This is a genomic window from Flavobacterium psychroterrae (assembly GCF_018380615.1).
In the GTDB taxonomy this organism is placed as follows: Bacteria; Bacteroidota; Bacteroidia; order Flavobacteriales; family Flavobacteriaceae; genus Flavobacterium; species Flavobacterium psychroterrae.
This window is the reverse complement of the sequence record NZ_JAGYVZ010000003.1, coordinates 305,431-329,698: the sequence shown is the minus strand read 5'-3', so window position 1 is coordinate 329,698 and position 24,268 is coordinate 305,431. Positions and strand designations below refer to the sequence as shown.

General features: G+C 31.8%; 25 protein-coding genes. 17 read left to right on the top strand and 8 right to left on the bottom strand.

All coding sequences use genetic code 11. The features are described 5' to 3' along the window. Window positions 1-44 precede the first annotated feature (44 nt). The 4 genes from KHA90_RS05370 to KHA90_RS05355 form a co-directional block, all read right to left on the bottom strand. Complete coding sequence (locus tag KHA90_RS05370; RefSeq protein WP_213296156.1) at window positions 45-1,232, bottom strand: glycosyltransferase family 4 protein; 1,188 nt, start codon at window positions 1,230-1,232, stop codon at window positions 45-47. Then, window positions 1,232-2,320 carry a non-hydrolyzing UDP-N-acetylglucosamine 2-epimerase gene (wecB, locus tag KHA90_RS05365; RefSeq protein WP_213296155.1) on the bottom strand — a complete coding sequence of 363 codons (1,089 nt, stop codon included), beginning with the start codon at window positions 2,318-2,320 and terminating at the stop codon, window positions 1,232-1,234. Before wecB ends, KHA90_RS05370 begins: the two co-directional genes overlap by 1 nt. Window positions 2,321-2,629: 309 nt before the next feature. Next, on the bottom strand, window positions 2,630-3,160 hold the full coding sequence (locus tag KHA90_RS05360) for an ORF6N domain-containing protein (RefSeq protein ID WP_213296154.1): 531 nt from the start codon (window positions 3,158-3,160) through the stop codon (window positions 2,630-2,632). Between the two features lie 41 nt (window positions 3,161-3,201). After that, window positions 3,202-4,512, bottom strand: a complete 1,311-nt coding sequence (locus KHA90_RS05355; RefSeq protein WP_213296235.1) for a phenylacetate--CoA ligase family protein — start codon at window positions 4,510-4,512, stop codon at window positions 3,202-3,204. 132 nt (window positions 4,513-4,644) lie between these two features. Between KHA90_RS05355 and purD the strand changes: the two genes are divergently transcribed. Next, complete coding sequence (gene purD / locus KHA90_RS05350; protein WP_213296153.1) at window positions 4,645-5,919, top strand: phosphoribosylamine--glycine ligase; 1,275 nt, start codon at window positions 4,645-4,647, stop codon at window positions 5,917-5,919. Here the strand turns inward: purD and KHA90_RS05345 are convergent. Then, window positions 5,911-6,141, bottom strand: coding sequence for a DUF6341 family protein (locus KHA90_RS05345; protein ID WP_213296152.1), 231 nt, complete (start codon window positions 6,139-6,141; stop codon window positions 5,911-5,913). The genes purD and KHA90_RS05345 overlap by 9 nt on opposite strands. 140 nt (window positions 6,142-6,281) lie before the next feature. On the opposite strand from KHA90_RS05345, the gene KHA90_RS05340 reads away from it, so the two are divergent. Next, the gene (locus KHA90_RS05340) at window positions 6,282-7,211 is read left to right on the top strand and encodes a DUF6427 family protein (protein ID WP_213296151.1); all 930 of its coding nucleotides are present in this window, start codon (window positions 6,282-6,284) and stop codon (window positions 7,209-7,211) included. Here the strand turns inward: KHA90_RS05340 and upp are convergent. Beyond that, window positions 7,206-7,859 carry a uracil phosphoribosyltransferase gene (gene upp / locus KHA90_RS05335; protein WP_213296150.1) on the bottom strand — a complete coding sequence of 218 codons (654 nt, stop codon included), beginning with the start codon at window positions 7,857-7,859 and terminating at the stop codon, window positions 7,206-7,208. The two genes, KHA90_RS05340 and upp, sit on opposite strands and share 6 nt — an antisense overlap. 111 nt (window positions 7,860-7,970) lie before the next feature. On the opposite strand from upp, the gene KHA90_RS05330 reads away from it, so the two are divergent. Together KHA90_RS05330 and KHA90_RS05325 are read left to right on the top strand one after the other, a co-directional pair. After that, window positions 7,971-8,576, top strand: coding sequence for a DUF4254 domain-containing protein (locus KHA90_RS05330; protein ID WP_213296147.1), 606 nt, complete (start codon window positions 7,971-7,973; stop codon window positions 8,574-8,576). Between the two features lie 275 nt (window positions 8,577-8,851). Next, the gene (locus KHA90_RS05325; protein ID WP_213296234.1) at window positions 8,852-9,862 is read left to right on the top strand and encodes a glycosyltransferase family 9 protein; all 1,011 of its coding nucleotides are present in this window, start codon (window positions 8,852-8,854) and stop codon (window positions 9,860-9,862) included. A gap of 85 nt (window positions 9,863-9,947) precedes the next feature. On the opposite strand, the gene KHA90_RS05320 is transcribed toward KHA90_RS05325, so the two are convergent. Together KHA90_RS05320 and KHA90_RS05315 are read right to left on the bottom strand one after the other, a co-directional pair. After that, complete coding sequence (locus tag KHA90_RS05320; protein WP_213296145.1) at window positions 9,948-10,346, bottom strand: hypothetical protein; 399 nt, start codon at window positions 10,344-10,346, stop codon at window positions 9,948-9,950. Window positions 10,347-10,676: 330 nt separating this feature from the next. Further along, the gene (locus KHA90_RS05315; protein ID WP_213296143.1) at window positions 10,677-11,729 is read right to left on the bottom strand and encodes a ferredoxin--NADP reductase; all 1,053 of its coding nucleotides are present in this window, start codon (window positions 11,727-11,729) and stop codon (window positions 10,677-10,679) included. 128 nt (window positions 11,730-11,857) lie between these two features. Here KHA90_RS05315 and KHA90_RS05310 point away from each other — a divergent pair, with 128 nt between their 5' ends. The 13 genes from KHA90_RS05310 (at window position 11,858) to KHA90_RS05250 (ending at window position 24,264) form a co-directional block, all read left to right on the top strand. Further along, window positions 11,858-13,318, top strand: coding sequence for a DUF5687 family protein (locus KHA90_RS05310; RefSeq protein WP_213296141.1), 1,461 nt, complete (start codon window positions 11,858-11,860; stop codon window positions 13,316-13,318). 99 nt (window positions 13,319-13,417) lie between these two features. Then, window positions 13,418-14,113 (top strand): ABC transporter ATP-binding protein, encoded by a 696-nt coding sequence (locus KHA90_RS05305; RefSeq protein WP_213296139.1) that lies wholly within the window; start codon window positions 13,418-13,420, stop codon window positions 14,111-14,113. An 88-nt stretch (window positions 14,114-14,201) separates the two neighbouring features. Next, on the top strand, window positions 14,202-16,820 hold the full coding sequence (gene porW / locus KHA90_RS05300; protein ID WP_213296135.1) for a type IX secretion system periplasmic lipoprotein PorW/SprE: 2,619 nt from the start codon (window positions 14,202-14,204) through the stop codon (window positions 16,818-16,820). A 5-nt stretch (window positions 16,821-16,825) separates the two neighbouring features. After that, on the top strand, window positions 16,826-17,236 hold the full coding sequence (locus KHA90_RS05295; protein WP_213296133.1) for a bactofilin family protein: 411 nt from the start codon (window positions 16,826-16,828) through the stop codon (window positions 17,234-17,236). Then, entirely contained in the window at window positions 17,202-17,429 is a 228-nt protein-coding gene (locus KHA90_RS05290) for an AtpZ/AtpI family protein (RefSeq protein ID WP_213296132.1), read from the top strand. Before KHA90_RS05295 ends, KHA90_RS05290 begins: the two co-directional genes overlap by 35 nt. 37 nt (window positions 17,430-17,466) lie before the next feature. Next, on the top strand, window positions 17,467-17,877 hold the full coding sequence (locus tag KHA90_RS05285) for a hypothetical protein (protein WP_244860252.1): 411 nt from the start codon (window positions 17,467-17,469) through the stop codon (window positions 17,875-17,877). A gap of 119 nt (window positions 17,878-17,996) precedes the next feature. Then, complete coding sequence (atpB, locus tag KHA90_RS05280) at window positions 17,997-19,166, top strand: F0F1 ATP synthase subunit A (RefSeq protein WP_213296129.1); 1,170 nt, start codon at window positions 17,997-17,999, stop codon at window positions 19,164-19,166. Window positions 19,167-19,199: 33 nt separating this feature from the next. Next, window positions 19,200-19,397 (top strand): ATP synthase F0 subunit C, encoded by a 198-nt coding sequence (atpE, locus tag KHA90_RS05275; protein WP_008465835.1) that lies wholly within the window; start codon window positions 19,200-19,202, stop codon window positions 19,395-19,397. Window positions 19,398-19,487: 90 nt separating this feature from the next. After that, entirely contained in the window at window positions 19,488-19,988 is a 501-nt protein-coding gene (locus KHA90_RS05270; RefSeq protein ID WP_213296126.1) for a F0F1 ATP synthase subunit B, read from the top strand. A gap of 4 nt (window positions 19,989-19,992) precedes the next feature. Further along, on the top strand, window positions 19,993-20,526 hold the full coding sequence (gene atpH, locus KHA90_RS05265) for an ATP synthase F1 subunit delta (protein WP_213296124.1): 534 nt from the start codon (window positions 19,993-19,995) through the stop codon (window positions 20,524-20,526). A gap of 38 nt (window positions 20,527-20,564) precedes the next feature. Beyond that, on the top strand, window positions 20,565-22,142 hold the full coding sequence (atpA, locus tag KHA90_RS05260; protein WP_213296122.1) for a F0F1 ATP synthase subunit alpha: 1,578 nt from the start codon (window positions 20,565-20,567) through the stop codon (window positions 22,140-22,142). Between the two features lie 103 nt (window positions 22,143-22,245). Continuing rightward, the gene (gene atpG / locus KHA90_RS05255) at window positions 22,246-23,106 is read left to right on the top strand and encodes an ATP synthase F1 subunit gamma (RefSeq protein WP_213296120.1); all 861 of its coding nucleotides are present in this window, start codon (window positions 22,246-22,248) and stop codon (window positions 23,104-23,106) included. A gap of 711 nt (window positions 23,107-23,817) precedes the next feature. Then, window positions 23,818-24,264, top strand: a complete 447-nt coding sequence (locus KHA90_RS05250) for a GNAT family N-acetyltransferase (protein ID WP_213296118.1) — start codon at window positions 23,818-23,820, stop codon at window positions 24,262-24,264. Window positions 24,265-24,268 lie beyond the last annotated feature (4 nt).

Here is a 24,268-nt window from a genome sequence, read left to right as displayed (position 1 = left end):
AATATTCAATAGATATTTGCCCGTTTTCGTTTATAACAAGTTGCTTAAAAAGCATTGTTTTCAATCAATTCCTTCATTTGTCGATCAAGATTAAAATGATTTTTTGCATGAAGAAAAATATTCTTTTTCATCTTTTGAATTTCATCTTTTCCTAATGCTGAAATTTGGACTAAAGTAGCATTTAATTGCTCAAAATCTTCAACAGGAACAACCCATCCGAGATTATTTTCTTTCACAATATCTTCGCCTTCGCCTCCTCCAAAATAAAGAGAAGGAAATCCTAAAGCACTATATTCAAATATTTTTGAAGGTACAGAACCATAAATCCTCGTTTTTAGCGGAACAAGAGCAATGTCAAAATCCTTTAAAGTTTCATGCAGAACATTACGTTCCAGCATTCCGTGGAAAAAGATTTTTTTATTTGGATTTTGGTTGAGGTAATTTACAATCTGAGTTTTCTCTGCACCGTCGCCAAAAATATGCAATTCAATGTTTAGATTTTCTAAATTCAATTGTTGAATAAGTTCAAAAACACCTTGTGCAACGCCCAATAAACCGGCGTAAAAAAGTTTAATTGCTTTATTTGGATTGTCTTTATCTACAAGAAAATCTTCTACAAAATGATCCGGATAGTTACGATATAAAAAGCAATTTTTTTCAGGAAACATCGAATGAATGTGCGTAATGATCTCATTCGACTGACCAAAAATATGAGTTGCTTTTTTATAAATAAAACGTTCAATAAAAAGCAGCATTTTATGTGAAAAGCTATTTTTCTTTAACACCTGAAGTTCAATAGCAGCCGTTGGCCAAAGATCTGAAACATTTAGAATTATTGTTTTTCTTTTAAGCCAAAGTGTAAAAACAGAAATAAAAGAAAGCAATAAAGGTGGAGATTGCACAATTACTTTTTTAGGCGTTTTAGCAAAAAGTAAATAGAAAAACAAAGTGGTTGAGAATGAAAGCGTTGAAACAATTCGTTTAAAAATATTCGAACTATTACTTGGATAAATCCAAAGACGCTTTAGCGTGATATTCTGAATTTTTTCGGTAACCGAAAAGCGACCTTTATATTCCGGAAACAATTCGCCTTTAGGATAATTTGGCAACGGTGAAATCACCGAAACTTCATATCCGTTTTGATTTAACTTCAAAGCCAGTTGCTCAATTCTATTGGCGGCAGCACCTTTTTCCGGTGGATAATAATTTGATATAATTAAAATGTCATTCATTATTTTTTATCCAATAAAATTGAAATAATTCTTTCAGATGCTTTTCCGTCCCATAATTCCGGAATGCCGCTTTTGCGTGCGCCATTTTTCAAGAACAGACCAAAGACATTTTTTAAATTTTCTAACGATGTTCCTACAATTGTATTAGAACCAATGGTTTCAGTTTCAGGTCTTTCGGTGTTATTTCGCATTGTGAAACACGGAATTGCCATTACGGTTGTTTCTTCAGAAATTCCACCGCTATCGGTAATAACGGCAAAACTATTTTTGATTAAATACATGAAATTCAAGTAACCTTGTGGCGCAACAAAAATGATATTTTTGAATTGAATATCACGCTCTCCTAAAATCGCCTGAGTTCTTGGATGAATAGGAAACAGTATTTTTTTATCATTCACTAAATCATCAATTCCGTGAAGAAGTTCAATTAAGGAAGAAACTTCATCAACATTTCCGGGACGATGTAAAGTTAGAATAATATAATTTTTTTCGCTTAATTGATGTTCTTGCCAAAAATCCGGAACCGAAATTCTGTTGATATTTTGGTATAAAGTATCAATCATAACATTGCCCACAAAATGTACGTTTTCAGGATTTGAACCCAATTTATGTAGATTTTCTGAAGCAGAAGTTGAGGTTGTAAAAAAGTAATCGGTAATACTATCCGTCAACATTCTGTTGATTTCCTCGGGCATTGTCAAATCTCCGGAACGAATTCCGGCTTCGACATGCGCTACTTTTGTGTTGCATTTTTTTGCTACAATCGAACACGCCATTGTTGAATTTACATCACCAACAACTAAAATCAAATCACAAGGATTTTGAAGTAATTCTTTTTCAAATGCAATCATAATCGCAGCAGTTTGTTCTGCCTGAGAACCACTTTTAACTTCTAAATTGACATTTGGTTTTGGGATATTTAATTCTTCAAAAAAAGTATCGCTTAGATTTTTATCATAATGCTGACCAGTATGAACCAATCGAAATGAAAGATCAAAACCTTCATTTTGTTTGCTTTTTATTGCATTAATAATTGGTGCTATTTTTATAAAATTAGGTCTTGCACCAGCGATTATAGTGATTTTCATAAGTTGATTGGATTCTTTCTAAAAACTTTCTTTTGGCAAAAGTAAAGTTTAAATTGGAATTTGGATAGATTGCAATGTTTTCTTGAAGGTTTAAATGTGAATTTTAGAGAATGTGGTTAAGTGATCTTATCAAAATTAGAGGTCACAATTTGTGACCTCTAATTTTTAATTTTTGGATTCTTTAAGGTCGCATTTTGCGACCTTAAAGAATATTACTCATTTTCAGCGAGTTATTTTCTTAATCTTGAGGTCGCAGTTTGCGAGTTCAAGTTTCAAGGTCACAAATTGTGACCTTGAAAAAGCACAGAATTATTTTTTATATCCAATTTTCACTCTTTCACTTTCGTCCTCTTTTTTCTCAGTTAGTTCATCTAAATAAGAGAAAACCAATTCAATATTTTTATCGTGATTTTCTAACTTCTTTTGAATCTGAAGAATATCAATTTTAATTTCTGTCGTATCCAAAAGCATTTGTCGCACTTTCGTGAAAATTCGCATGATTTGAATATTGGTTTGAATTGCTTTGTCGCTTTTTAAAACGCTTGACAACATTAAAACGCCATGTTCAGTAAAAGCAAATGGAAGGTATTTTTGATATTTACCTCTCCCTTTCTCTAAGGTCGCAAATTGCGACCTTAGAGAATTATGCTCAATTTCAGTAAGTTGAAACATAAAATCTTCGGGAAATCTAGATAAATTTCTTTTGACTTGTTCATTTAATCTTTTAGTTTCAACTTCATAAAGTAAAGCCAAATCACTATCCAGCATCACTTTTTGACCGCGAATAAAATATATTTTGTTAGAAATTGTTTCTTCGGAAAGTAAAGATTGATCGTCCATATGTTTTTAAATAAAAAAACAAATGTAAGATTTTATTTATATTAAATATACGAAGTAAATTGTTTTAATTTGCCGCTTTTGCTTCTTTCTAAAACTAATTTCTTAGTAAAAGTAAAGTTTAAATTTGGTTCAAGATATAATGCGATCGCTTCTTTAATTTTTTGAATTTGAACTTTATCTAATGCTTTTTCACTCACATATTCAATTTCAAAAGTATCTAATTGCGTTTGTTTGATGATAAATTCTTTTACATTTCCATCATCTTCAACAATACTTTTGGTTACATAATAAAAGGTCAAACCGGGCGATTTTTTTCCGCTTGGCAAAATGGCAATGTCATTTGTTCGTCCAATTAATTTTTTAAGAATCGGTTTTTGAGGAGTACTTCTTTCGTCTAAAATCCCAATATCGCCAATATCATATCTGATAAAAGGATGCGCTTTATTGAATAGAGAAGTAATGACAATTCGGCCTTCTTCCCCGTAAGGGAGAACTTTATTATTTTCATCTAAAATTTCGACAAACAATGTTTCAGCATTAACCTGCCATTCTCCTTTTGGGTTTTCAAAGGCAATTAAGTCAAGTTCTGATGCTCCGTATTCATTGATGACCGGAATTCCGAATTGTTTTTCTAACAGTTTTTTATCCGATTCAAAAAGCATTTCTGAAGTAACGAAACATGCTTTTAAAGTGGGACAACTTTCTTTTAAAATAATGTTTTGCTGTTCTAAATATTTGGCAAATAAAACAATAGAACTTGTATAACCGTTAATGTAATCGAATTTTTTCGATTTGAATTTCTGCAGAAATTTCTCTAGAACTTCATCTGATAAATCAAAAACCGGAAAACGAAAACGATGCGTCAAAAAATCTTTAAAACGTTCTTTTTGATAGCCGATAAAATCCATCGGAATTCCATAAAAACGGGCTTGAAGTGAATGATTAAAATCAATTTTGTACCATCCAAAACGCATAAAAATCGAAGTCCAGGTCAAAGCGTGGCAATATTTATCTTTAGCAAAAACAAAAGGAGTTCCGCTAGATCCGGAAGTTTTGTTGAGGTAGACATCTTTTTTGGGAAATCCTTTTGAGAGTCTTTCTTCAAGTGGTTTTTGTAAATTTTGTTTGTTTAAAATTGGTAAATCTTCCCATTTCAGATCCGTTTTATTTCCGATTAATTCCTGATAAAATGAATTATTCTTTAAATGAAAATTGACAATCTCTTCTTTTTTATTTTGAAGAAAAATATTGTATTCTTCTTGAGATAAATTCACGATTTTGCTCAATTCGGCTTTAGCTTTTTTTATCGGAAAACCATTTAATTTTAGAGAAATATCGAAAAGAGGAATCATTTGGGGATATATTTTCATCAAAAATAATATTATCCCATTACTAACAGAGAAGAATCACGAACTTTTTAAGATTTAATTATTTTTTACGTACAAAAGCAATTATTTTTGCACCACAACTAAATACAACTACACATGACAATTTTACTATTGGGATCAGGCGGAAGAGAACATGCTTTTGCATGGAAAATGATTCAGAGTCCGCTTTGCGAAAAACTTTTTGTTGCACCAGGAAATGCAGGAACAGCTGCAATTGCTACAAACGTTGCAATGTCTCCAACAGATTTTGATGCCATAAAAACATTCGTAATTCAGGAAAATGTAAAAATGGTGGTCGTAGGTCCAGAAGATCCTTTGGTAAAAGGGATTTACGATTATTTTAAAAATGACGAAAGTTTACAACATATTCCAGTTATTGGACCATCAAAATTAGGAGCTCAACTTGAAGGAAGTAAAGAGTTTGCCAAAGAATTTTTGATTAAACACAATATTCCAACAGCTGCTTATGACAGTTTTACTGCCGAAACTGTAGAGAATGGATGTGCATTTTTGGAAACATTACAACCGCCATACGTTTTAAAAGCCGATGGTTTAGCGGCCGGAAAAGGAGTTTTGATTATTCAGGATCTTGAAGAAGCTAAAACCGAATTGAGAAATATGTTGGTTCATGAAAAATTTGGAGCAGCAAGTTCAAAAGTGGTTATAGAAGAATTTCTTGACGGAATTGAATTAAGCTGTTTTGTTTTAACAGACGGAAAAAGCTATAAAATTCTTCCAACGGCAAAAGATTACAAGCGAATTGGTGAAGGCGATACAGGATTAAATACAGGCGGAATGGGAGCAGTTTCTCCGGTTCCTTACGTAGATGCTGTTTTAATGGAAAAAATCGAAACGCGTATCGTTAAACCAACAATAGAAGGTTTCCAAAAAGACGGAATCGAATATAAAGGATTTGTATTTATTGGTTTGATCAATGTAAAAAACGAACCAATTGTTATTGAATACAACGTGAGAATGGGAGATCCTGAAACTGAAGTTGTAGTTCCAAGATTAAAATCTGATTTGGTTGAATTATTTCAGGCTGTGGCAGATCAAAAACTAGATACTTTTGAGTTAGAAGTTGATTCAAGAAGTGCGACTACAATTATGGTAGTTTCCGGAGGATATCCTGAAGATTTTGAAAAAGGAAAAGTAATTACAGGTTTAGAAAATATTACAGATTCTATAGTTTTTCACGCGGGAACAAAATTAGATGGCGATAATGTCGTTAGTAATGGAGGACGTGTATTGACTGTAACATCATATGGAGACGATTTTCAACAGGCCATAAAAAAATCTTACCAAAATATAGATAAACTAAATTTTGATAAGATGTATTTTAGAAAAGATATTGGCTTCGACTTACTTTAAAAAAGAGTGAGCTGTAGTATCTTGGTTTTCAGTTCCTGCTGCATCAAAAATGCGTAATTGTTTAATCCAATAAACGATTGCGCATGCACAAATGATCATAAAAATCCAGTTAATAGTATTAGCACCAAACCATGTAATACGTTCTAGGTGACGTAAAAAGTCAAGTGGAATAAATAAAATGTTAACGAATAAGTACTGTATTCCTTCAAAAAAAGCTGTCATAATTTATAAAATTATATGTTATTTATTGTTTTTAACGCATTGAAGTCAAAATTCAGATAATAGAATCTTTTTTCAACTTGTTGGGTTTTCCTTTTTAAACAAGTATTATATTTACAATCACAAAAGTATAAAATATCCTTATGATAACAAGTGTTTTTAAAAAATCTACGCCATTAAATTATTCATTGGTCGTAATTTTAATACTGGTTTTCTTTTTTATTTTTCAAATCAAAGATCCATCATGGGTGAGTTCTTATTTTTTGGCGTTCCAAAAAGTAAGTTTGCTTTGCTTTATTTTGGCATCTTTTTTCCTGATTAATTTTATCGTAAAAAAGAACGGGCTCAGCAAAGACAATGGTTACGCGATATTTTTCTATTTATTGTTTATATTGTTTTTCCCCACGATATTTACGAATGCAAATGTTGTATATGCCAACTTTTTTGTGCTTTTGGCACTCCGCAGATTAATTTCGCTGCAATCCTTAAAAGCTTCAAAAGAAAAAATATTCGATGCTTCTTTTTGGATTTTAATAGCTGCTTTATTTCAATTTTGGAGCATTCTTTTCTTGATATTGGTATTTATATCGATTGTTTTTCATGCTTCGAGCGATTATCGTAACTGGATTTTACCTTTTATAGCGCTTTTAGCAGTATCAATAATTTTTCTGCTTATAGCATTAATCTTCCATATTGATATTATAGAATTTTTCCAGAAACGTGCCGTAATTGATTTTGATATTAATTATTTTAAGAATAATTACGAAAATGGAGCACTTTCAATATACGTTGCAGTGGCTTTATTTTTTATATTTTCAATGTTAACAACGTTGTCAAACAGACCTCAAATCGTACATTCTTCATACAAAAAAGTAGTTGCCTGTTTTTTTATTGCGGCGATTGTTTATATCGTTTCGCCAGATAAAAGTAATGATTTACTGTTATTTAGCATTGCTCCTTTGACTATTATGGCTGCAAGTCATGTAGAATATATGCAGCAAAAACTCAATAACGAAATTGTTTTTTATATATTGATTTTGTGTAGTCTATTTATGTATTTCTCTCAACTATAATTTACTTCCGTAAGCAAGATCGCCTGCATCTCCCAGCCCGGGAACAATGTAGTTTTTCTCATTTAGTTTTTCGTCAAGAGAGGCAACCCATAAATGACAATTTTCAGGAAGGCTTTTTTCAAGAAAAGCAATTCCTTCCGGTGCAGCAATAACCACTACAATGTGAATCTCTTTTGGAGTAGCATTTTGAACTAATTTTTCATGAACAGCTACAATAGACTGACCTGTTGCCAACATTGGGTCAAGCAATAAAACAGTTTTGTTATTTATATCTGAAACAGCTTGATATTCAACCCGAATTTCAAAATCATCATCATTATTTGGATGATATCTGCAAGCCGAAACAAAGCTGTTTTCGGCATGATCGAAGTAATTTAAAAAACCATTATGAAGCGGTAAACCCGCTCTTAAAATTGAACATAAAACCAAATCACTTTCGATTTCGGTTGTTTTTTTAATGCCAAGCGGAGTTTGAATTTCGACGTTTTTATACGATAAATCCTTGCTCAGTTCATACGCCATAATTTCTCCAATACGCTCTATATTTCTTCGAAAACGCATACTGTCATTCTGAACATTTACGTTTCTGATTTGACCTAAAAAATGATTTAATACGCTATTATTTTCAGAAATATAATGGATTTTCATAATAAAAATTTAGAATTATCAATGGGTTACAGTACGATAACGAAAATTTCATCGTTTTATTCGCACGATAAAAGTATAAAAAGTATCTTTGTAACTCTAACAAATAAAGACATGTTTTCAAAATTAGCATATTCTGTTTTCGAACAAAGCATCAAAGATTATCATCAATTTGATAATGTTGATCAGCCTATAAACAACCCTTTTCCTAAAGATAAATTCGAGCATTTACTATATTTAAAAAATTGGATTGACACTGTTCAATGGCATTTTGAAGATATTATTCGCGATCCGCAAATTGATCCTGTAGCTGCCTTGACTTTAAAAAGACGAATAGATGCATCAAATCAGGAACGTACTGACATGGTGGAATATATAGATAGTTATTTTTTGCAAAAATACAGCGATGTAAAAGCAAAAGACGGCGCAAAAATCAATTCTGAAAGTCCGGCTTGGGCTTTTGACAGATTATCTATTCTGGCTTTAAAAATTTATCATATGAATGAAGAAGCTACTCGTGCAGAAGCTTCTCAAGATCATAGAGATAAATGTCAGGAAAAATTAAATATTCTTTTAGAACAAAGAAGTGATTTATCAACAGCAATTGATGATTTACTTGCAGACATTGAAAGCGGCGATAAATTCATGAAAGTGTACAAACAAATGAAAATGTACAATGACGATGAATTAAATCCTGTTTTATATCAAAATAAGAAATAATTTCTGGAGCTATTTCCAGCTTTCCATTTCAATTCCTCACAAAAAAATAGAGTTTCTATTGTTCAAAAAAGAGCTTCCGTTGGTCGCTTTTTTTAAACAAGAAACTTTATTTTTTTGCTCCGGGATTTCCATTTCAATCTGGGCTAAAAAACAAAACTAGAAAAGAATAGAATTTCATAAAACAATATTTTTAGTCAGTTGAAATAATATAATTGGTTCACAATTTAATTTTTAAAAGTCAAAAATTGTCAAATAAAATTAAACATATAGCCGTCATGAGACTTTCTGCAATGGGAGATGTCGCTATGACGGTTCCTGTTTTACGCGCTTTTGTAAAACAATATCCAGAGGTAAAAATCACCGTAATTTCACGTCCGTTTTTTAAGCCTTTTTTTGACGAAATTCCCAATCTTGACTTTTTTACTTTTGATGAAAAAGAGCGTCACAAAGGTTTTTCAGGACTTGTGAGATTATTTCAAGATGTCAAAAAACTCAAAATAGATGCTTTTGCCGATCTTCATAATGTTTTAAGATCCAAAATTGTGAGCTTACTTTTCGCTTTAAGCGGAAAAAAACGAGCTACAGTTGATAAAGGAAGAGAAGGAAAAAAAGAGTTGACCCGAGCCGAAAATAAGATTTTCAAGCAATTACCAACAATGTTCGAAAGACACGCAAAAGTATTCAATGAACTTGGATTTCCTTTAGATTTATCGAATCCGACTTTCCCTGAAAAGGCAAAATTAAGCTGGGATATTTTAGAAATTATTGGCGACGATAATCAAAAATTGATTGGGATTGCGCCTTTTGCCCAATATAATTCTAAGGTTTATCCACAGGATTTAATGCAGGAAGTAATTACAAAATTGGCAGAAAATAAATCATATAAAATTTTACTTTTTGGAGGAGGAAAGAAAGAAATCGAAATTCTGGATTCACTTGCAAAACCATTTGAAAATGTAATAAATATGGCTGGAAAAATTAAATTTCAGCAAGAATTACAACTAATTAGTAATCTCGATGTAATGCTTTCTATGGACTCCGGAAATGCACATATCGCTGCAATGTTAGGGGTAAAAGTGATTACGCTTTGGGGCGCAACACATCCTTTTGCAGGATTTTTGCCTTTCAATCAAACTATGGAAAACGCTTTAGTTTCAGACAGAAATCAATATCCAAAATTACCAACATCCGTTTATGGAAATAAAATTGTTGACGGTTATGAAGATGCGATGAGAAGTATCTCGCCAGAAAAAGTAGTTTTCAGTATTCAGTCACAGCTATTGTAGAAAATTCTAATAAAAAAATTCCAAATCCCAATTGTAAAGTTGGAATTTGGAATTTTTTATTTTCACAAACATTATAACTCATTCTTTATAAATTAAGAAAAAGATATCCCATTGCTTTCTTTTTGTTTCTATCAATTACGACTTCAACAAAATGATTTTCTTTTTCAGTAGCTAGTAAAACGTGTTCAAAATCCTTGGTTGAGTTTCTGTAAACTTTGTGTATTAATTCAGATTCTTTAATTTTATTCGATAAGATTTTGGCAGCTTTTAATTCACTTACATAAGGCCAAATATTAAAAAAACTATCGTTAGAAATTGATATTTCTGACATATCCTCAAGCGTTGATAAACTATATTTTTCTTTTGAAAGTAGTTTAGGGGCTTTTTTATTTCTTCTTTTTTTAATTATAAAATAGATAGAAATAAAGGATGTTATTACAAAAAGTAATATAAAAGAGAGACGAAGGTAGTGATGCATTGCCATAATATTTAATGTTTAAACTTGTTGACAATTAGAGATACAACCTTTATTTTAAAGGTGTAAAATTTTAATTATACTAATATAACAAATTTCAGGCTTATTTTTTAAAAAATATGTAAAATTTTATATACATTTTTACGTATTGTTTACAAGACAATTTACTAAGTGTATTATTTTTAGGATAGATAAGAAATTCGGATTACGAATTTGTCAACTTTTAAACTCTGGCAAAGGACTTTAGTCCACCAAAAAAAATTCCAAATCCCAATTGTAAAGTTGGAATTTGGAATTTTTTTATTGGAATTTATCCCCCATTCATTGGAATTTTAAAACCTAAACATCATCATAATCTACATAAATAGACTCAGATGTTGGATGTGCCTGACAAGTTAAAATCAATCCTGAAGCAATTTCTTTATCTGTCAAAATGGAGTTTTTAGTCATTTCGGCCGTTCCAGAAGTTACACGAGCAAGACAGCTGCTGCAAATTCCGCCCTGGCAAGAATATGGAGCGTCGATTCCTTGTTTTAAAGAGGCATCTAATATGGTTTGTTTTTGAGACATTTCGAATGTAACTTCGTCATCATCTACTAAAACAGTAATTTTTGTATGTCCTTCTAATGAAGCTTTGATTTCGTGTTCCTGAGATGAAGACGTAAAAAGCTCAAACTTAATCGCTGAATCTTTTACGTTTTTCTCTTTCAAAATTCCGGAAACAATATTGATCATTTCTTCCGGTCCGCACAAGAAAAACTTATCAAATTGTAGTTCTTTATGTTTGTTATTTAATACAAAATTCACTGCCGATTTCTCAATTCTTCCAAACAATGCATTTTCGGCTTTAGCCTGACTAAAAACATAATGCACGAAAAAACGACCTACATATTGCAATTGTAAATCATGTAATTCCTGGTAAAAAATAGTTTCATCAGGAGTTCTGTTTCCGTAAACCAATACAAATGAACTTTTTGGCTCACTTTTCAAAACCGATTTTATGATCGAAAGAACTGGAGTAATTCCGCTTCCGGCAACAAAAGCTGCATAATTTTTTTGTCTTTCAGCATCTGGCTCAAAAGTAAATACTCCTTCCGGATGACCTACTTCAAGAACGTCGCCTGCTTTAAGTCTGGTATTTGCAAATTGAGAGAATAAACCATTTTTTACGGCTTTTACTGCAATTCGCAATTCGCCGCTTTCCGGTGCAGAACAAATAGAATAAGCACGACGAATTTCTTGATTATCAAGAGTTAATTTTAAATTTATGTATTGTCCGGCTATAAATTTATAGTCTGGTTTAAGTTCTTCGGGAACATTAAAAAGTATAGAAACGGCATCGGTTGTTTCGCGTTTTACCTCTTTAATTATAAGTTTTAAGAATGAAGGCATGATTGTATATTTTATGCAAAAGTAGCAAACGGCAATTAAATGTCAGGCACGAAATTATTATTTTTAACTTTTTTTGTAACGTTTACTTACATTTGAGCTCTTACTACAAAACTGAAAACCAAATAACCATGATTAAAAAGTTTATTTATCTGGAATGGAAAACCTTTACCAGATCTGCATCATTTGGTGCAAATGTGGCAATGAAAATTTTAATAGGCTTTTTGATGGTCTATTTTTCGTTAATTTTTATCGGCATGGGCGTTGGAGCATTTTATGTACTTAGAAAAATGAATCTCGAACCATTATCAACGATCAATAAATTCCTGATTTATTATTTTCTGCTCGATCTTGTGATTCGCTTGTTGATGCAGGCAATTCCGGTATTGAATATCAAACCGTTATTGATTTTACCTTTCAAAAAGCCCACAATTGTTCATTTTTCATTAGGTAAAACTGCTTTGTCTTTTTTTAATTGGGTTCACGCACTTTTCTTTATTCCTTTTTCAATTGTGTTAGTTCTGGAAGGTTATGATACTGCAGAAATTACTTTTTGGCTTTTAGCAGCTTTCTCTTTAATATACATCAACAATTTCCTGAATATTATATTAAGTAATATTGATAAATTATTTGTTGTTTTCATTGCTTTAATTCTTGCTTTGGCTGCAGCACAATATTATAAAGTATTTGATATTACGACTTTTACAGCGCCTGTTTTTCAAGGATTTTATGAAACAAAAGGATTGTTTTTAATTCCAATTCTGGTGTTAGCGGGATTATATGTTTTTACTTTTAGGTATTTCAAAAACAATTTGTTTTTAGATGCCGGACTTTCTAAAAAGGAAGATATTGCTACAACCGAAAACCTTTCCTGGCTCAACCAATTCGGCACATTAGGAACGTTTCTTAAAAACGACATCAAGTTAATCAAAAGAAACAAAAGGTCAAAAACGACTATTGTAATGAGTATTTTCTTTTTGTTTTATGGATTTATCTTTTTCGGAAACACACATCAACCGGAAGTGATGCATATTTTTGCCGGAATATTTGTTTCAGGAGGATTTTTATTTGTCTTTGGTCAGTTTGTACCAAGTTGGGATAGTTCGTATTATCAATTAATGATGACACAAAATATTCCGTATCGCGGTTATATTACTTCAAAATGGTGGCTAATTGTTATTGCTACTTTTATTTCGACAATTATCGCTTCGTTTTATCTTTTTTACGGATGGGAAATTTATCTCACTATCGTTGTTGGTGCAATTTACAACATTGGAGTCAATTCGCACTTAGTACTTTTAGGCGGAGCATTTACAAAAACACCAATCGATTTAAGTTCTGCTGGAGGCGCTTTTGGAGATAAAAAAGCGTTTAATGTAAGTGCGATGTTATTGACATTACCAAAATTATTATTACCATTAGGACTCTACGCAATTGGACTTTATTTAGGAAACAAAACTATTGGTTTAGCATTAGTTGCAGGAGCTGGAATTTTAGGTTTTATTTTTAAAGACAAGGTTTTTTCCTTAATCGAAAAAAGATATAAAATCGAAAAATACAATACTATAAGCGCTTATAAACAAAAGAACTAAATTAGAGAATTTGCCAATTTGATAATGAGATATTTTTTTATCATATTGAAAACAAGCAAATTAACAATTAACCAAATCAACAATTAAACCAATAAAAAAATGATACAAGTAAATAAACTTTCAAAAATATATAACGAAACTACCGTTTTAAATATTAATAATCTTGAAATTCCAAGAGGTCAGAGTTTTGGATTAGTGGGAAATAACGGAGCGGGAAAAACTACTTTTTTCAGTTTGTTATTAGATTTGATTCAGCCATCGACCGGAAATATTACAAGCAATAATATTCAGGTAAATACAAGTGAAAAATGGAAATCTTTTACGGGATCTTTTCTGGATGAAAGTTTCCTGATTGGGTATTTAACTCCTGAGGAATACTTTTATTTTATTGGAGATTTGCGCCATCAGAACAAAGCCGATATCGATTCACTTTTAGCCCAACATGAAGAATTTTTTAATGGAGAAATCCTGAACAATAAAAAATATTTAAGAGATTTATCAAAAGGAAATCAAAAGAAAGTGGGGATTATTGCAACACTTATTGGTAATCCTGAAGTTGTCATACTAGATGAACCTTTTGCAAATTTAGATCCGACAACCGTGAGCAGATTAAAAAAAATCATAAAAGATTTAGCCGATAATCCTAATGTTACAGTTCTGGTTTCCAGTCACGATTTGCAGCATACGGTAGAGGTTTGCGATAGAATTGTAGCACTTAATAAAGGCGAAATTGTAAAAGATATTCAAACTTCGGAAGAAACCTTACAAGAACTGGAATTGTTTTTTGCTGTTTAAACCACTATAATTTCAAAAAGAAGCGTATTTTTACCCGTCATTATACTAAAAATCTAATTTAGAAGTTAATTGATTTAAACTCTTTCTATTGAAAAACAATACACTTAAATATAGTCTTTTTCTTGTCTTTTTGTTTCTTTTGATAGCATGTTCTACCAAGAAAAACACTTTTTTAGCTAGAAATTCACATGCTCTAAGTACAAAATATAACATTTTGTACAATGGAGGCATTGGTCTTGATAAAGGATTAAAATCTATTCAGGCAAATAATCAGGATAATTTCTGGGAAACGCTCCCGATAGAAAAAATGCAAATCGATGAAAATTTTTCAGAGGTTGACAAAGCAAAAAATCCGGATTTTGAAAAAGCAGAAACTAAAGCTACAAAAGCCATTCAAAAACACTCCATGAATATTGGCGGAAGAGAACGAAATTCTCAAATTGATGAAGCTTATTTAATGCTGGGAAAAGCCAGATATTATGATCAGCGCTTTATTCCGGCTCTCGAAGCATTTAATTATATTTTATATAAATATCCAAACAGCAGTAATATTTATACAGCAAAAATCTGGCGCGAAAAAACAAATATGCGTTTAGGAAATGATGCTATTGCTTTAAAAAACATCAAGCTTTTATTAAAAAAGACAGATTTAAACAAACAAACTTTTTCTGATGCAAATGCTTTATTAGCAGAAGCGTTTTTAAATTTAGAAGAAAAAGACAGCGCCGTTTCAAGACTTAGAATTGCAGAACAATTTAGCAGAATAAACGAGGACAAAGCAAGATATCGTTTTATTTTAGGGCAGATGTATCAGGAAGCCGGAAAAAAAGATAGTGCCAGTTATTTTTATGACGGAGTAATTGATATGAATCGAAAAGCAGATAGAAAATACATGATGCATGCTTATGCCAAAAAAGCACAAATGTTTGACTATGAAAATGGTGATAAAAAATTGTTTCTTAAAATGTACAACAAGTTAGTTGCAGATCGTGAAAACCGACCTTATTATGATGTTCTGTTTTATGAAATGGGTGTTTTTTACGATAACTACAAGGTACAAGACAGTGCGCTGATGTTTTATAATGAATCATTGGGCAGAAAATCTAAAGATCCATATTTAGTTGCTTCGGCTTATAGAAATATTGGGAATATGTATTTTAAAGATACAGATTATTCGATGGCGGCAAAATATTATGACAGTACATTAGTAAAATTAGACCCTAAAACGAGAGAGTTTGCTTTTATCCAAAAAAACAGAAAAAACTTACACAACGTAATTAAATACGAAGGAATTGCAAAACGTAACGACAGTATAATTAAAGTGTACGGTTTACCTGCGCCCGATAGAAAATTATACTTTGAAAGTTATATTGCAGAGCTTAAAAAGAAAGACGAAGCAAAACGAATTTTAGAGGAAAAAGAAAAGGAAAGATTAGCGATTATAGACCGTAATACAAATGCTAATAACGGACCAACTGCTATAAACCCTAATTCGCTTGGAAAAAGTGATCCGGGCATAGGAGCATTTAATCCTCCATCAGGAAATGAAACGGCGAGCACAAGTACTTTTTATTTTTATAATCCAACAACAGTTGCTTACGGAAAATTGCAATTCAAGAAAATGTGGGGTAATAGAACTGTGGGCGGAAACTGGAGATTAGCCTCAATAAAATCTGCTAATAATGCAGCAATGAATGATACAATAAACAACGATCAGGATTTAGCAAATGCATTAAAAGACTCAGTTGTTGTTGAAAAATATACCACTGATTTTTACGAAAAACAACTTCCAAAAACGCAGTTGGCAATTGATAGCATTGGAGTAGAACGTAATTTTGCATATTATCAATTAGGTCTTATTTACAAAGAGAAATTTAAGGAATATAATTTGGCTAGTGCCAAATTAGAACAATTGTTACGAAATAATCCGGAGGAGAAATTGATTTTGCCTACGATGTATAATTTGTACAAAATATATCAAATTACAAATCCAGCCAAAGCTGAATCTGTTAAGTTTGATATCACTACAAAATATCCAAATTCCAGATATGCACAAATTTTAAATAATACAAATGCAGATGATTTAACTTCGCCTGATAAAGAATATAAAAAATGGTATAAATTATTTCAGGAAGAACAGTTTGATACTGTGTTAGATAATATTGATAATTTGATCAATCAATACGCCGGTGATGAAATTGTTTCTAAATATGAACTGCTAAAAGCAAATACATTAGGAAAAGTATATGGTCTGGCGGCTTATAAAAAAGGTTTAGAAACAGTTGCAGATGATTATCCAAATAGTGACGAAGGAAAAAATGCCCGCGAAATTTTAGAGAAACAAATCCCTGGTTTAGAAAAACTTGACTTTACATCAGTTGATACTAAAAGTTGGAAAATTTTATATTTGATTCCTAATAATGATACTAAAACAATTAAAAAAATTGAAGAAGCAATCAGAGTATTTTTCTTAGTTGAAAATTTTGAAAGGCTAACAACTTCTTTTGACAAGTATAATAAAACAGAAAGTTTTATAGTTATTCATGGTATAAAATCAGAAGCATACGCAAGAGATGTTGCAGGAATTTTAAGAGAAGATAAAAAATATATAATCACACATCCGGCAATTATTATGTCGAATGAAAATTATAAAGTAATACAAATTAAAAAAAATCTTGAAGCTTATTTAGCTCCTAAAAACCCATAATAATCATGTTTGATAAAGTCAAAAAAAACGGAACAGAACTTTTAGGAAAAACAAACAGAATCGTTGAAGGAACATCTATTATAGGTGATATTGTTTCTAAAGCTGATTTTAGATTAGATGGAGAATTGATAGGAAACTTCACTTCGCAGGGAAAATTAGTTATAGGAGCATCGGGCGTTGTAAAAGGCGAAATTGTTTGCAACAATGCAGATATTGAAGGTTTGTTTCAGGGAAAAATAAAAGTGTTAGAAATCCTTAATATAAAAGCATCGGCAAAAATTCATGGTGAAGTTGCTGTGGGAAAACTTTCTATTGAACCAGGAGCTGATTTTACCGCTACATGTACGATGCTGACAAATAATAAAGAAGTAACTTTAAAAGATGGAAAAGGAGCCGAACAAAAACAGAAGGAATAAATGGTTGCCGCTTATTAATATTCCCGTTCAAATGGGGATTATTATTTTTGTGTTTTCATATTTTGGCACATGGTTAGATGAAAATCATCCAAGTCCAAAAGTATATTATAATACTATTTTTGTAATGTTAGGCGTTGGCCTTGCCTTATATAATGTTATCCGTCAGGTTAACGACATCAATAAAACAAAGTAATTTATGTTTTAAAGCACTTTAAATAAATGTTGCATCTTTGCAGAAAAATATTTCAATGCTTTTAAAAAATTACAAATCCATCTTACATTTATTCTTATTTGCTTTGGCAGCTTTTATTTTGCACAAAGCAGCATTTTTAGTTTTCGGGGTAAATACTCAAAACTTTTATTATAGTATAGAATTTTTGTATTTGATTTTTTTCGGAATTTCCGCTTTACTATACCTTATATTACTAATAGTAAAAAAGAAGAATTTTGAGATTATCGGGATGGCTTTTTTATTTGGAACTTTTACTCAAATGTTAATAGGATATTTAATTTTGAGACCGATTTTAGAAAATCATAACGCAGAGGTCATGGTTGAAAAAATCAATTTTTTTGTAACATTTATTTTATTTTTGTTATTTGAGACGCTTTTAACTGTCCGATTACTAAATGAAAAGCATTAAAATAACGATTCTGTAAAACAAGGTTCAAAAATAATTTTTCATATCCTTTTGAATATTAATAAAAAATGTACCTTTGCACCAAATTTTAGAAACGTAAAAAAATAAGATTTTTAACAGATATGGTGATTTCCAACAAACCGCTCAAATTTATTCTTGCAGCTTTAGTAGCTTGTTCTCCAGTTATGAGTTTTGCAAATTCAGAGAATGACTCAACGCACGTACAGATCGAGACCGCTCATGAAGAGAAAGTAATTTCGCATAACGCACCTTTGGAGGGAGAGCATGAAGCTCTTGATCCAAAAGCAAAAGTGGATGCCTTTATTGATCATCACTTACAAGATTCCCATGATTTTGTTTTCTTTTCAGATGAAAAGGAAAATAAACATTATGGTTTCCCATTACCCGTTATCCTTATTGATGGAGGTTTGAAAATTTTCTCATCTTCAAAATTACACCACGGTGAAGAAGTTGCAGCAGTTGATGGAAACTTCTACAAATTAGTTCACGGTAAAATTTACAAAACAGATGCTGCCGGAACCATTACTTTTAATGAGCACGGACATCCTGAAAATGTTAAGCCATTAGATTTTTCTATTACAAAAAATGTTGTATCAATGCTTTTTGTTTCAGTTCTATTATTTTTAATGTTTACCGGATTAGCAAAATCATATAAAAAAGGACCAATCCCAACAGGATTTGGAAGAGTTTTAGAGCCGCTTATTATTTTTATCAGAGATGAAATCGCTATTCCTAACATTGGTGAAAAAAAATACAGAAAATATATGGGTTACTTATTAACCGTATTTTTCTTTATTTGGTTGTTAAACTTATTAGGTATGACTCCACTAGGAATTAATGTTACAGGAAATATTGCAATCACAGTTTGTCTGGCTGCATTTACTTTTATCATCACTCAGTTTAGTGCGAACAAAGAATATTGGGGACACATTTTCTGGATGCCGGGAGTTCCTGTACCAATGAAAATTATTTTAGCTCCAATTGAAATCTTAGGAACATTAACAAAACCATTTGCATTATTAATTCGTTTGTATGCAAATATTACTGCAGGTCACGTAGTAATTATGAGTTTGATCGCAATGATCTTTGTAGGTAAAAATTTAGCTGCAGATTTGCCAATCTCTATGGGATTAACATTATTTATTTCGGTTATCGAAGTTTTAGTTGCATTTTTACAGGCGTTCATTTTCACAATGTTATCATCATTGTTTATAGGTATGGCGGTTCAGGAACATGATCATCACCACGCTGATGAAAATGTAATTATCTAATTTAGAAGTTTAATTTTATATATATAAATAGTTATGGGAACAATTCCAACTTTAGTAGGTGCTGGATTAGTAGTAATCGGAGCAGGTTTAGGTTTAGGTAAAATCGGTGGATCTGCTATGGACGCTATTGCTCGTCAGCCAGAAGCTGCAGGTAAAATTCAAACTGCGATGATTATTATCGCGGCTTTATTAGAAGGTTTAGCATTTGCTGCTTTAATCTTAGGAAAATAATAAAGAAAGAAATAACAACATCTTTAACGGTTGGTTAAAGGTGTTGTTACTTTTAAAAAAAGAAATTAAATATTTTAATATAGTTATAAAATGGATAAGTTAATTAACGATTTTTCATTCGGTTTATTCTTTTGGCAAGCTTTAATCTTGTTGGTTTTAATTTTACTTTTAGTAAAATTTGCATGGAAACCAATTATGGAATCTATCACAGCAAGAGAAGAAGGTATTAAAAATGCATTACTTTCTGCTGAAAATGCAAAGAGAGAAATGGAAAATTTACAAGCTGACAATCAAAGAATTTTGAATGAAGCTCGTGCAGAACGTGACGCGATGCTAAAAGAAGCTCGTGAAATGAGAGAGAAAATGATTGCTGATTCTAAAAACGAAGCACAAGAGCAAGGTCAAAAAATGATCGAGCAGGCGAAAGCAGCTATCGAAAGTGAAAAAAATGCTGCTATGGCAGAATTGAAATTACAAGTTTCAACTTTATCATTAAGCATTGCTGAAAAATTGTTGAAAGAAGAATTATCTAACAAAGAATCTCAAACTAAATTAGTTGAGAAAATGTTAGGTGACGTAAAGTTAAACTAATATTATGGCAAGTACAAGAGCAGCAATTCGTTATGCAAAAGCAATTCTGGACTTAGCAAACTCTAAAGGAGTTGCTGAAACTGTGAATGACGATATGAAGTCGATTGCTACAGTAATTGACACCAATTCAGAATTGAGTACCTTTATTCAAAACCCAACTACAAAAGTTGAAGTTAAGGAAAGTGCTCTTTTAGAAGTTTTTGCAAATGTAAATGGAGTAACTAAAGGTTTATTTCATTTATTATTTGAAAACAAAAGATTCGAAATTCTGGAAGCAATTGCTCTGGAATACAAGAAATTATTTGATGAAAGTAATGGAGTTGAAGTAGCAAAAGTTACAACAGCAATTCCTATGGATGCAGATCTTGAAGCTAAAGTTTTAGCTAAAGTAGCTACATTATCAGATAAGAAAATAACAATAGAAAATATAGTAGATCCATCAATCATTGGAGGATTTATTTTAAGAATAGGTGATCAACAATACAATGCATCTGTTGCAAACAGATTGCAGGTATTAAAAAGAGAGTTAAGTAATTAGTTTTATCACACATAAAAGTGTCTAAATTATAAATTAAGATGGCGGAAATCAAACCTGCTGAAATTTCAGCAATATTAAGAAAGCAAGTAGAAGGTTTTGAATCTGGTGCTACGCTAGAAGAAGTAGGAACAGTACTTCAGGTTGGAGATGGTATTGCTCGTATTTACGGGTTATCGAATGTACAATATGGTGAGTTAGTTGAATTTGACAACGGACTTGAAGCTATTGTATTGAATCTTGAAGAAGACAATGTTGGTGTGGTACTTTTAGGACCATCAACAGGAATCAAAGAAGGTTCAACAGCAAAAAGAACACAACGTATTGCATCTCTTAAAGTAGGTGAGCAAATGGTAGGACGTGTTGTTAACACTCTTGGTTTTCCAATTGATGGAAAAGGACCAATTGGTGGAGACTTATACGAAATGCCTTTAGAAAGAAAAGCACCTGGTGTTATCTTCCGTCAGCCGGTAACTGAGCCATTACAAACAGGAGTGAAAGCAGTTGATGCTATGATCCCGGTTGGTCGTGGACAACGTGAGCTTGTAATTGGTGACCGTCAAACAGGTAAATCAACTGTTTGTATCGATACAATCTTAAATCAAAAAGAATTTTACGATGCAGGAAAACCTGTATTCTGTATATATGTTGCAATTGGGCAAAAAGCTTCAACTGTAGCAGGAATCGCTAAAATGTTAGAAGAAAAAGGTGCAATGGCTTATACAGTTATTGTAGCAGCAAATGCTTCTGATCCGGCTCCAATGCAAGTTTACGCTCCTTTCGCAGGTGCTGCAATTGGAGAATATTTTAGAGATTCAGGTCGTCCTGCACTTATTGTGTATGATGATTTATCTAAACAAGCTGTTGCTTACCGTGAGGTTTCTCTTTTATTAAGAAGACCACCGGGACGTGAAGCTTACCCTGGAGACGTTTTCTACTTACACTCTCGTTTATTAGAGCGTGCTTGTAAAGTAATTGCAGATGATGGAATTGCTAAAAACATGAACGATTTACCAGATTCTATCAAGTCTATCGTAAAAGGTGGTGGTTCATTAACTGCATTGCCAATTATTGAAACTCAGGCTGGTGACGTTTCTGCATATATCCCAACAAACGTAATTTCGATTACAGATGGTCAGATTTTCCTTGATGGAGATTTGTTCAACTCTGGAGTTCGTCCTGCTATTAACGTAGGTATCTCTGTATCTCGTGTTGGAGGTAATGCTCAGATTAAATCAATGAAAAAAGTTTCAGGAACTTTAAAATTAGATCAGGCTCAATTCCGTGAATTAGAAGCTTTCGCTAAATTTGGTTCTGACTTGGATTCAGTTACATTAAACGTAATTGAAAAAGGTAGAAGAAACGTTGAGATCCTGAAACAAGGTTTGAACGATCCTTATCCAGTAGAAAATCAAGTAGCTATTATTTACGCTGGTTCTAAAAACTTATTAAGAAACGTTCCTGTAAATAAAGTAAAAGAGTTTGAAGCTGATTTCTTAGCTTACCTAAACAGTAAACATAAAGATACGCTTAATGCTTTGAAAGCTGGTAAATTAGATGACAACATTACTGATGTTATTGAAAAAGCAGCAAAAGAAATTTCAGCAAAATATAACTAAAATTAGTCAAAGGTTTTAAAGCCAAAAGTCTAAAGTCAAATCTTAAAGATTGATATTTTAGACTTTTGACTTTATGACTTTATGACTTTAGACTAATATAAAGATGGCAAATTTAAAGGAAATCCGTAATAGAATTACTTCCGTTTCATCGACGATGCAAATTACATCGGCAATGAAAATGGTTTCTGCTGCAAAGCTTAAGAAAGCACAAGATGCAATCACTGCAATGCGCCCTTATGCCGAGAAATTAACGGAGCTGTTGCAAAACCTTTCTGCTACACTTGATGGTGAAGTAGGAGGAGATTACACAACACAACGTGAAGTAAAAAAAGTATTGCTTGTTGCTATAACTTCAAATAGAGGTTTATGTGGAGCATTTAATACGAATGTAATTAAAGAGATTAAAAACCGTACTGTATTTTACGCAGGAAAACAAGTTGACGTTTTTGCTATTGGTAAAAAAGGAAATGATGTTTTAACTAAAACGCATAAAGTACACGGTCATCATAATGCGATTTTTGATCATTTAACTTTTGAAAATGTTGCAGGAATTGCTGATAATTTAACTGAAAAGTTCTTATCAGGAGAATATGACAGAATCGAATTAATCTACAATCAGTTTAAAAATGCTGCGACACAAATTGTTCAAACAGAGCAGTTTTTACCGTTAGCTCCAATTAAATCTGACATACCGGTTTCAACCGGAGATTATATTTTCGAGCCTTCAAAAGAAGAAATTGTATTGACTTTGATTCCTAAGTCATTAAAAACACAATTGTACAAAGGTATTCGCGATTCATTTGCTTCAGAACATGGAGCACGTATGACAGCTATGCACAAAGCAACTGACAACGCAACTGAATTAAGAAACCAATTGAAATTGACTTATAATAAAGCACGTCAGGCATCTATTACTAGTGAAATCCTTGAGATCGTTGGTGGAGCAGAAGCTTTGAACGGATAATTTATTCAAGACATATAAAAAAGAGCCGACAAGTAATTGTCGGTTTTTTTTATAATTCATTTCCATTTTGAAGTCTGGAAGATTTTTTAAATATTGGAAATGGCTGTAGTTACATTTAAAAAGAATATAAAACAAAAAAAGAGCCAACAAATTATTTGTCGGCTCTTTTGCTTTTATATAGTAGTTTTAGTTTTTTTTAATTTTTAACTTATAAAATGGTGATTCCCAATTTATCCAAAACTGAGAATCAGTTCCATTTTATAAAATTATTTTGCAGATTTATCACCCTGCAGCGCTTTGTCTTTTATGGGAACAAACTAGCTTTATTAGTCCCAATGCTCTGTTTTTTTGAGGGTTACATTTCAGCAGAATTAATCCCTATGTGCTTTGTCTTTTATGGGAACAAACTAGCTTTATTAGTCCCAGGGCTCTGTTTTTTTGAGGGTTACATTTCAGCAGAATCAATCCCTATGTGCTTTGTCTTTTGTGGGAACAAACTAGCTTTATTAGTCCCAATGCTATACTTTTTTTGAAGGGTTGTATTTTAGCTTTGCTCATTCCCTTGATACAAAGTTAAGACACAAGTACATTTTTATATTTATACAATTTTTAGAGTTTATTATAGATTTCACATCTGCATTAATTATTACATATTAAATTATATAAAAGGCAATGAAAAAAATGAGTAATTTTGAGATCTATTTTAATAAAATGAAACTAAAAATAAAAGAACTTACAACTATACCGGCAATGCTGACGCAGATAGAAACCATGCGATTTCTTTATCCTAATTTATCGGTTGAAAAATATGAAGCATATCTGTCTGAAATGGTTCCGCATAACTATATTCAAATCGGAGTTTTTGATGAAGATATTTGTTTAGGAATTACAGGTTGTTGGTCTGCTACTAAATTATGGACAGGGAAATATCTCGAAATAGATAATTTTGTAGTAAACCCAAACTATCGCTCAAAAGGAATAGGAAAGTTACTAACGGATTATATCGAACAAAAAGCAATAGATTTAGACTGCAGCAGCATAGTTTTAGATGCATTTACAGGAAATTTTGCCGCACATAGATTCTATTATAATCAAGGTTACGGACCAAAAGGCTTTCATTTTGTTAAAATTTTAGATGAAAACAAATTAACACACTAAAATT

What these genes read in the sequence shown, in the direction of transcription:
- upp (WP_213296150.1), bottom strand. Translation starts at nt 7,859, where the DNA reads ATGAAAATCCATTATATTTCTGAAAATAATAGCGTATTAAATCATTTT.
- KHA90_RS05295 (WP_213296133.1), top strand. Translation starts at nt 16,826, where the DNA reads ATGTTTGATAAAGTCAAAAAAAACGGAACAGAACTTTTAGGAAAAACA.
- KHA90_RS05270 (WP_213296126.1), top strand. Translation starts at nt 19,488, where the DNA reads ATGGATAAGTTAATTAACGATTTTTCATTCGGTTTATTCTTTTGGCAA.
- KHA90_RS05325 (WP_213296234.1), top strand. Translation starts at nt 8,852, where the DNA reads ATGAGACTTTCTGCAATGGGAGATGTCGCTATGACGGTTCCTGTTTTA.
- purD (WP_213296153.1), top strand. Translation starts at nt 4,645, where the DNA reads ATGACAATTTTACTATTGGGATCAGGCGGAAGAGAACATGCTTTTGCA.
- wecB (WP_213296155.1), bottom strand. Translation starts at nt 2,320, where the DNA reads ATGAAAATCACTATAATCGCTGGTGCAAGACCTAATTTTATAAAAATA.
- KHA90_RS05250 (WP_213296118.1), top strand. Translation starts at nt 23,818, where the DNA reads ATGAAACTAAAAATAAAAGAACTTACAACTATACCGGCAATGCTGACG.
- KHA90_RS05320 (WP_213296145.1), bottom strand. Translation starts at nt 10,346, where the DNA reads ATGGCAATGCATCACTACCTTCGTCTCTCTTTTATATTACTTTTTGTA.
- KHA90_RS05305 (WP_213296139.1), top strand. Translation starts at nt 13,418, where the DNA reads ATGATACAAGTAAATAAACTTTCAAAAATATATAACGAAACTACCGTT.
- KHA90_RS05310 (WP_213296141.1), top strand. Translation starts at nt 11,858, where the DNA reads ATGATTAAAAAGTTTATTTATCTGGAATGGAAAACCTTTACCAGATCT.
- KHA90_RS05370 (WP_213296156.1), bottom strand. Translation starts at nt 1,232, where the DNA reads ATGAATGACATTTTAATTATATCAAATTATTATCCACCGGAAAAAGGT.
- atpB (WP_213296129.1), top strand. Translation starts at nt 17,997, where the DNA reads ATGGTGATTTCCAACAAACCGCTCAAATTTATTCTTGCAGCTTTAGTA.
- KHA90_RS05290 (WP_213296132.1), top strand. Translation starts at nt 17,202, where the DNA reads ATGGAAAAGGAGCCGAACAAAAACAGAAGGAATAAATGGTTGCCGCTT.
- atpH (WP_213296124.1), top strand. Translation starts at nt 19,993, where the DNA reads ATGGCAAGTACAAGAGCAGCAATTCGTTATGCAAAAGCAATTCTGGAC.
- KHA90_RS05360 (WP_213296154.1), bottom strand. Translation starts at nt 3,160, where the DNA reads ATGGACGATCAATCTTTACTTTCCGAAGAAACAATTTCTAACAAAATA.
- atpG (WP_213296120.1), top strand. Translation starts at nt 22,246, where the DNA reads ATGGCAAATTTAAAGGAAATCCGTAATAGAATTACTTCCGTTTCATCG.
- KHA90_RS05345 (WP_213296152.1), bottom strand. Translation starts at nt 6,141, where the DNA reads ATGACAGCTTTTTTTGAAGGAATACAGTACTTATTCGTTAACATTTTA.
- atpA (WP_213296122.1), top strand. Translation starts at nt 20,565, where the DNA reads ATGGCGGAAATCAAACCTGCTGAAATTTCAGCAATATTAAGAAAGCAA.
- atpE (WP_008465835.1), top strand. Translation starts at nt 19,200, where the DNA reads ATGGGAACAATTCCAACTTTAGTAGGTGCTGGATTAGTAGTAATCGGA.
- KHA90_RS05330 (WP_213296147.1), top strand. Translation starts at nt 7,971, where the DNA reads ATGTTTTCAAAATTAGCATATTCTGTTTTCGAACAAAGCATCAAAGAT.
- KHA90_RS05355 (WP_213296235.1), bottom strand. Translation starts at nt 4,512, where the DNA reads ATGATTCCTCTTTTCGATATTTCTCTAAAATTAAATGGTTTTCCGATA.
- KHA90_RS05340 (WP_213296151.1), top strand. Translation starts at nt 6,282, where the DNA reads ATGATAACAAGTGTTTTTAAAAAATCTACGCCATTAAATTATTCATTG.
- KHA90_RS05315 (WP_213296143.1), bottom strand. Translation starts at nt 11,729, where the DNA reads ATGCCTTCATTCTTAAAACTTATAATTAAAGAGGTAAAACGCGAAACA.